At 62.3% G+C, this 6,000-nt stretch carries 12 protein-coding genes; all 12 read right to left on the bottom strand.

The window, feature by feature from the left end:
* Nucleotides 1-126 precede the first annotated feature (126 nt).
* The 12 genes from E4T66_RS18675 to E4T66_RS18625 all read right to left on the bottom strand — a co-directional run bounded on the left by E4T66_RS18675 (nt 127) and on the right by E4T66_RS18625 (nt 5,964).
* Complete coding sequence (locus E4T66_RS18675; protein WP_136851123.1) at nt 127-456, bottom strand: hypothetical protein; 330 nt, start codon at nt 454-456, stop codon at nt 127-129.
* Between the two features lie 330 nt (nt 457-786).
* Complete coding sequence (locus tag E4T66_RS18670; RefSeq protein WP_136851121.1) at nt 787-1,155, bottom strand: hypothetical protein; 369 nt, start codon at nt 1,153-1,155, stop codon at nt 787-789.
* Nucleotides 1,156-1,201: 46 nt separating this feature from the next.
* The gene (locus E4T66_RS18665) at nt 1,202-1,405 is read right to left on the bottom strand and encodes a hypothetical protein (protein ID WP_136851119.1); all 204 of its coding nucleotides are present in this window, start codon (nt 1,403-1,405) and stop codon (nt 1,202-1,204) included.
* A complete protein-coding gene (locus E4T66_RS18660) occupies nt 1,402-1,881 on the bottom strand; it encodes a hypothetical protein (protein ID WP_136851117.1) in 480 nt (159 codons plus the stop codon). Before E4T66_RS18660 ends, E4T66_RS18665 begins: the two co-directional genes overlap by 4 nt.
* 358 nt (nt 1,882-2,239) lie before the next feature.
* The gene (locus E4T66_RS18655; protein ID WP_136851115.1) at nt 2,240-2,473 is read right to left on the bottom strand and encodes a hypothetical protein; all 234 of its coding nucleotides are present in this window, start codon (nt 2,471-2,473) and stop codon (nt 2,240-2,242) included.
* A gap of 2 nt (nt 2,474-2,475) precedes the next feature.
* Complete coding sequence (locus E4T66_RS18650) at nt 2,476-2,838, bottom strand: hypothetical protein (protein WP_136851113.1); 363 nt, start codon at nt 2,836-2,838, stop codon at nt 2,476-2,478.
* Nucleotides 2,839-2,971: 133 nt separating this feature from the next.
* A complete protein-coding gene (locus E4T66_RS18645) occupies nt 2,972-3,277 on the bottom strand; it encodes a hypothetical protein (RefSeq protein ID WP_136851111.1) in 306 nt (101 codons plus the stop codon).
* 47 nt (nt 3,278-3,324) lie between these two features.
* On the bottom strand, nt 3,325-4,224 hold the full coding sequence (locus E4T66_RS18640) for a recombination-associated protein RdgC (RefSeq protein WP_169577715.1): 900 nt from the start codon (nt 4,222-4,224) through the stop codon (nt 3,325-3,327).
* A gap of 10 nt (nt 4,225-4,234) precedes the next feature.
* Entirely contained in the window at nt 4,235-4,549 is a 315-nt protein-coding gene (locus tag E4T66_RS21635; protein ID WP_211243026.1) for a hypothetical protein, read from the bottom strand.
* 28 nt (nt 4,550-4,577) lie between these two features.
* The gene (locus E4T66_RS18635; RefSeq protein WP_136851107.1) at nt 4,578-4,829 is read right to left on the bottom strand and encodes a hypothetical protein; all 252 of its coding nucleotides are present in this window, start codon (nt 4,827-4,829) and stop codon (nt 4,578-4,580) included.
* Between the two features lie 19 nt (nt 4,830-4,848).
* Complete coding sequence (locus E4T66_RS18630; RefSeq protein WP_136851105.1) at nt 4,849-5,436, bottom strand: hypothetical protein; 588 nt, start codon at nt 5,434-5,436, stop codon at nt 4,849-4,851.
* 291 nt (nt 5,437-5,727) lie between these two features.
* Complete coding sequence (locus E4T66_RS18625; RefSeq protein ID WP_136851103.1) at nt 5,728-5,964, bottom strand: hypothetical protein; 237 nt, start codon at nt 5,962-5,964, stop codon at nt 5,728-5,730.
* Nucleotides 5,965-6,000 lie beyond the last annotated feature (36 nt).

The raw sequence follows: 6,000 nt of genomic DNA, 5'->3' as shown, positions 1-6,000 counted from the left end.
CTCTATGCGACTCGCGGAAAGGGCGTCCTGTGATGTTTCTGCGTTCATGTCATCTCCAGTTGCGCCGGAAGGGAAAGCCGCCCCGCGCAGCGATGGGCCCACCCTACCCAGCCACGTTCGCCCGGTTCAGCCTCTATCACGCCCAACAGGGCGTTCCAGCGCGACCTTCGCTTCGCTTGGCCGCTGAACTTCGGTGTTGGGCTCTTCGCGCAGCAGGCGGAGATGCACAGTGTGCGGCCTGTCAAAGCTCATCGTGCTGCCGTAGTTCTGAATCGTCTCGACCTCATATGGGCACACGCGCTCGCAGCACACGAACAGGCCGCCCGTCATGTCGTCAGCAATCACGCCGCCCATGCTGATCTTTCCGCAGTCTCCAAAGCAGTGCTTATCGGCCGCGTTCTTCTGCTTTGGCGCCATTACCGCAACACCCCAAATCTCTTCCGGCTGCTGGCCCATCACTCACCTCCGTCCTGCCCAACATCTGCGTCCAGTGCGACGCCGCTAACGCGGCGCGCCTGTCGCGGGCCGTTCTCTGCATGCGGCGGCACGTAGTCGCTACGCCGCACATCACCGGGCTCCAGCGTGGCGTCAAACACAGCCGCGAGCGTCGTTGAACCCCTCCCGACTACACGAGTCTTCCCGCCGCTGTAGTGCTTATGGACCTCCCACCAAATGTCATGGTCCCCGGTGTCAGCGATCGGCCCCGAACAGCAGCGCAAATCGCAAGACTCGTCCTCAAGCCAATCCAATGCTTCAACCGCAGAGAACTCTGCGCTCAAGTCCGATTCACTCGCTTTCGGCTCGTTCACGTCTTAGCTCCGGTGTTGAAGGGGCGGCTATCAGGTCTGTCCCGATTGTCCTGGCGTACATCGCCCGCCGCTCTTCTGCATTGATCTCTTCGTCGGCAGGGAGCCATGCAATGATCTTCCGTACATGAAGCCCGCCTTGCTCAAACGCAACCGTCCATGGCAGTTCGGTGTCTTCGCCCAGTCCTTCGCAAAGCTCGGCAGCTTCCTTCCTGCCGTTGTCGTCGAGCGGGCAATACATCAGGTGCGCGACCGCCTCCTTGACTCCTGCCAAGTCAAAGGCAAATCGAACTTCCGGGAAGTCGGCTTCTCCCCAGCCGGACACCTCATAAACAATGTAGTCCTTCATCGTCGTTCTCCTTCTAACTCGTCGGGCAACACGGACCGTTAGCCGGCTACCCCTTATCCAGCACCGCCTGCGCCTGAGGCACCCATTCGTGCCAGTGCGCCTCGATCTTCTTCCGATAGCGCGCGTCATCACCAGGGTGAGTCAGCTCAATCTGACCCCGGAAATATTCCTCACACAGCGACTTGGCGAGCGTCACCAGCAGCAGCGGCCCGCCGGCGCCCTCCACGCCATCCTCACTCGCTTCGCTCATTCGGGCCTCCCTTGGGCTGGGTTGTTGGGCTGCATGGGCCATCTCATCTCGAACCACAGACAGCCATCTTCGTGGAGCGCAGGCCACTTGCGGCCGTACTTACGCTGCGGTGGATCATCTGGATACCACGCAAGTCCAAATTGTTCTTCTGCGGCCTCGTATATCTCGTCGATATGCGCCCCTACGCAATTGTCGTCATCGGTGTTGGTCAAGGACCAGCCCGAATCAACACGCACCACGTAGTATTGGGGTCTGGAGTTAAGCGGCTGAAAGCCAATTAACTGAGAACCATCACCGAATATCGTGTCTAGCAGCTTCGGCCGAACTAGATATCGGGCGCCCCAAAACTCTGTCCTATATCGCTTCTCAACCGAGTCGCGCAGCGCCAGGCCAACAAGGCGCTCCCTCGCCTGCGCATGTGGCAGTTTCTCTATGCGACTCGCGGAAAGGGCGTCCTGTGATGTTTCTGCGTTCATGTCATCTCCAGTTGCGCCGGAAGGGAAAGCCGCCCCGCGCAGCGATGGGCCCACCCTACCCAGCCACGTTCGCCCCCACTGCACACCGTCAACCTCATCGGCAGTCAACCTTTCGGCGTAGCACGCAGGGGAACCAGGATGTGCGCCTGACGGCCTTCGTCCCAATCACCCATTTGCAGCCCCTGCTGGCGCAGCGTTTCTTGCCAGCACGCAGCGACATGACGCCGCGCGCCCGCCTTCACGAAGCCCGCGCCGCCGCCTTCGTTGGACCACGATCTACTGCACAGTGGACAGCGCCAGCCGTTGCGGTTGCTCAGCAACTTCGGCCAATCTGCGAAGCTGCCCGCTAACAAGGCGTTCAAGAGCTGATCTCGCTGTTACTCGTCTGCACGCCGCGCATCTGCTGGCAACGGGGGCACAGATCGACATAGCGGCCATCTGGTTGCAGTACGCGCACCCATCCGCCCTGTTTTGCTGCGGCCCTGGCGCTCCGCGCCAGACCAGCAGATATCCGTCGGCGCGTTTTTGTGAAGCTTGGCGACCAGTTGCCACAGTCATCGCAGAACACGTCGCAACTGTAGACAGCGCTCATGGTCAATCTCCGACCGCCGCAACAGGCGGTTCAAAGCACGACGGGCACTCGGTGCGCGCTTGAGGCGGTGCGTTAACCGGCGATGGACGCGGGCAATCAATGCGGTGGTCCTGCGGGTTGTCGTTATTCCCACCGCAGTAGTCGCAAGCAAAGTCCTGTATGCCCAGGCGTTTACGACCCACGGCGCGCGTGTCGACGCTTTGGTAGGTCGCGCGTCGGGTGAGCACCCCGCCTTTCGTCGCCTTTCCCTCAACGCGGATGTGCCGCTGTTCGAGCGCGATCACGGTTGCTGCTCGGTACGCATTCGAGAAATGGACGTAGACCTCGTCCCCGAGTCTCAACCGGCGGAACTCTCTAGCGTTCATGGGATCTCCAATTCAGCGAGCGGGGGCGCATACCGCCCCGCGCAGCGATGAGCCCACCCTACTCAACCAAGTTCGCCCCCACGGCTTCCCGGCCCCGCCCCTCTCCAGAGGCTGCAGCGGCCGTCCGCCAACGTCACACATTGGGATCAAAGTGAGGAACGTTGTTCGCAACGCGAACGGCAATGTGGGTGATGCTGCCAGCGTCCTCCAGGTCCTCCACCGCATCAACGCGCCCCACGCGATCGATCCGACCCGCAACAATGTTTGCGCCAGAGACAAACGCAACATGTGCCCAGTACGTGCCATCACTGCACCGCGAGACCTCGATGTGCCCGCCAGGGAATTGGACAACCGCGGTCGACGGCTCCGGATTCCGCCGATCTCCATTGAATGTGATTTGCACCGCATCCTGGCTGTGCGTCACTTTGGCTTTGGCCATCTGGCTCTCCTGGTGTGTGAGCTGCCCTGCGCAGCGATGAGCCCACCCTACTCAACCAAGTTCGCCCCCACAGCCACCGCCAGATCGCCTAGCAGCGCCTGAAGCTCTCCGCTGAACAGCGCGAAATCGGCGGCCATAACCTCGTCAGCTTCCAGCTCACCGCGCTTATCCCGAATGCTTTCGATGTCGAGAAACTTCAGTTGTCGAATCTGGAGTTTGTCGTTGACCTGGAAGCTGATCCGGTCATTCCATGCGAGCGAAAGTCGCGTTGTCACTTTTCCCTGCGTGAGATGCGCGTTGATGTCAGCGCCATCGAGTGCGTGACGCGTGTAGCGCACTGTCGACTTGTTCTCATCGCAGGTGGTGAGTTCGCAATGGTCGTCGAGGGTGAACGCACCCGGCGCCTGCTTGGCGGACAGCCATTGCGTCATCAGCGCACCCATCGAAGGGTTCGACGCCATGGGTGTCGCCGGCAGCTCGCCCAGCGCGTCGCGCAGCGCCTGCGTAAATTCATCCGCACGATTCGGCGACGCGGTGTCCACCACCAGCCAGCCTTTCTCAAAGTCGAGCCAGCCGTGTGTCGCGGTGCGTTGAGAGAAGGCGCGCGGCAGCAAGTCGATCTGCACTTGCTCCTTGATCTCGCGCCGGTGGCGTCGCCCGATCTTGAATCCCTTTTCCTTTTCGAGCGCGCTGACTTTCTCCTCGGTGGCCTGGTTGACCACCCGCGCGGGCAGAAGCTTTTCTTCCGTGCCCAGCGACAGGAGGACCCGGCGGGGATCAGAGAAGGTCATGCGACCGTCATCGGTTACAGGCACCCAGCCGCGCGTTTTCACGATCTGACCCGAACACGGGTGCAACGGAAATTCCGCCAGCGTCGCCTCGATCGCGTCGGGCTCGCGCGTCCAGCCGGCAGGCAATTGATAGATCGTCAGGTTGCGAAAGAACATAGGTTCGTCCTCATTCAGGGGAGCATGGCGCGGAGTGTCCGGGACACCCTTTGCCGTCGTATTGAAAGCCGGTGCAGCCGTCAGCGGCGCGCGTGCAGGGGTTCCCGCATCCCGCATCCACAGGGATCACCTCGTGCCCGTTTGCGTGTTCAGACAGGAGGAACGCATGCGCCTCATCCGCGGACAGGCTGCGCTCGCCCTGGGCAAACACGTTCGCGTAGTCGGCAGGGAACCGGCTTCGCTTCAGAAACGAAACGACATTGATATGCAAATAGTGGGTTCGGGCGCCATCGGGTGAGGCGTCAAGAAGAACGGCTTTGGGCATTGGACAAGGCCTCTGGTGGATCTCACTCTTAGACGACTGCGGTGACCATCCCCAGCGCCTCAGCCACCGCGCTACGAATCTGTTCCGGGGTGATGCCGGCCATGTACTCCGGCCGCAGTGCGGGAAGCACGTGCAGGGTGTGTTGGGCGGCGAGCCAGACGGTCGCGCAGGTCCCCCGCGTTTCGGCAGAAAAAACCTTGAAGCGTCCGGCGCTCACACGCCAAACACTCAGCTCGCGCACCCTGGCAACGAACTCGACCTGATCTTGAAGGGGCGGCATTGGAAGCTCCTTGTTGAGCTCAGACAGCAAACAGAGGGAGCTGCGCGTCCACGGCCCCGGCGTGAGCCTCGGTCTGGGACTGCGGACCTGTCGCTACCGGGTGACGCGTGGCGAGGAACTCCTCCCAACCGTCCCGACGGCGACCGCGTTCGGCTGCAGCGTCCATCGCGTACCGGATTCCAAGCGCGGTGGACTGAAGGCGCACACACAGGGCGCCGCGCTTCCCCAGCAGCGTGATCGACGTCCCATCAACGGACTCGATGACACACCCCGTGGTCTGCTTGTAATTGGTGTTGAACACCAGCGTACCCAAGATGTCGCCGGCCACAGGTGCGAGCGCCTCATGAGCGAGCGCGTGGCGCCGGTGGTCAGCGCGGTGGCGCAGGTACTGAATCGCGCAGTACACATCCTGGTACACCCCCCCCTGCGCATCGTCGCGCCGCAGCAGCGCCTCGGGGATTGCGAGTTCCTTCGCGACGGCGGCGCACACATCGGCAACGCGCTCATGACCGTGCGCAAGTGCGACAGCGACGGCGTCGACGAGCGTCTGTTGCCGCGCCGTCGGACGATAATCCGGCCTGGCGTGGCCGCGCCAGTCGTCGAACATCTTGATATCCGGAAGTGAGTAGCGCATGGACCATCCTTCGGCTGCGAGCACAGACAGGTACTGAGTCCACCGTAGGGATGTAGACGCGCCCCGCGATCCCAGTAGCGGACGCGGAGACCCCCATAGCGAGGGCCCCGACGTCGGGATGCGACCACAACGCGACCGGGTTGCAGCCTGGACAACGGCAGGTAAGCTCGTCAGCGGACGAGGGAGAAGATCACGATCGCTGTCGTGCAGTCGGTGCTTTCGAAGCTGTGCCCTTGAGGCCGTGCAGGGGGACGGCGAGCGCGATCAGCCGTCCGCCTCCCCCAGGTCAAACGCGTACTGCGCATCAACCTCCGTTACCGGCGGCCGAAACAGGCGCAGCAGCATCAAGTTGTCATTGAGCTCAGGGTCCCCCAGCGGACTATGGCCAAGTTGCAATGACAAGGCGTGGCGCGCGTCGGACCACCACAACGCTGCAAGGTAGGTGCGCCCGGCCCACAGCGCCGCACGGGCGCGCTGAAGTTCAGGGATGACCCGCGACATTGCGAGGTGTGGGGTGCGACGGGGGGATCAAGGTAA

This window comes from Sinimarinibacterium arenosum (assembly GCF_005047655.1).
Classification (GTDB): Bacteria; Pseudomonadota; Gammaproteobacteria; order Nevskiales; family Nevskiaceae; genus Solimonas.
The sequence above is the reverse complement of the archived record's forward strand: the minus strand, read 5'-3'. Positions and strand labels throughout refer to the sequence as shown.

Excerpts from the sequence above, each read along its gene's own strand:
- E4T66_RS18650 (WP_136851113.1), bottom strand. The coding sequence starts at position 2,838 with ATGAACGCTAGAGAGTTCCGCCGGTTGAGACTCGGGGACGAGGTCTAC.
- E4T66_RS18635 (WP_136851107.1), bottom strand. The coding sequence starts at position 4,829 with ATGCCGCCCCTTCAAGATCAGGTCGAGTTCGTTGCCAGGGTGCGCGAG.
- E4T66_RS18630 (WP_136851105.1), bottom strand. The coding sequence starts at position 5,436 with ATGTTCGACGACTGGCGCGGCCACGCCAGGCCGGATTATCGTCCGACG.
- E4T66_RS21635 (WP_211243026.1), bottom strand. The coding sequence starts at position 4,549 with ATGCCCAAAGCCGTTCTTCTTGACGCCTCACCCGATGGCGCCCGAACC.
- E4T66_RS18625 (WP_136851103.1), bottom strand. The coding sequence starts at position 5,964 with ATGTCGCGGGTCATCCCTGAACTTCAGCGCGCCCGTGCGGCGCTGTGG.
- E4T66_RS18675 (WP_136851123.1), bottom strand. The coding sequence starts at position 456 with ATGGGCCAGCAGCCGGAAGAGATTTGGGGTGTTGCGGTAATGGCGCCA.
- E4T66_RS18640 (WP_169577715.1), bottom strand. The coding sequence starts at position 4,224 with ATGTTCTTTCGCAACCTGACGATCTATCAATTGCCTGCCGGCTGGACG.
- E4T66_RS18645 (WP_136851111.1), bottom strand. The coding sequence starts at position 3,277 with ATGGCCAAAGCCAAAGTGACGCACAGCCAGGATGCGGTGCAAATCACA.
- E4T66_RS18665 (WP_136851119.1), bottom strand. The coding sequence starts at position 1,405 with ATGAGCGAAGCGAGTGAGGATGGCGTGGAGGGCGCCGGCGGGCCGCTG.
- E4T66_RS18670 (WP_136851121.1), bottom strand. The coding sequence starts at position 1,155 with ATGAAGGACTACATTGTTTATGAGGTGTCCGGCTGGGGAGAAGCCGAC.
- E4T66_RS18660 (WP_136851117.1), bottom strand. The coding sequence starts at position 1,881 with ATGAACGCAGAAACATCACAGGACGCCCTTTCCGCGAGTCGCATAGAG.
- E4T66_RS18655 (WP_136851115.1), bottom strand. The coding sequence starts at position 2,473 with ATGAGCGCTGTCTACAGTTGCGACGTGTTCTGCGATGACTGTGGCAAC.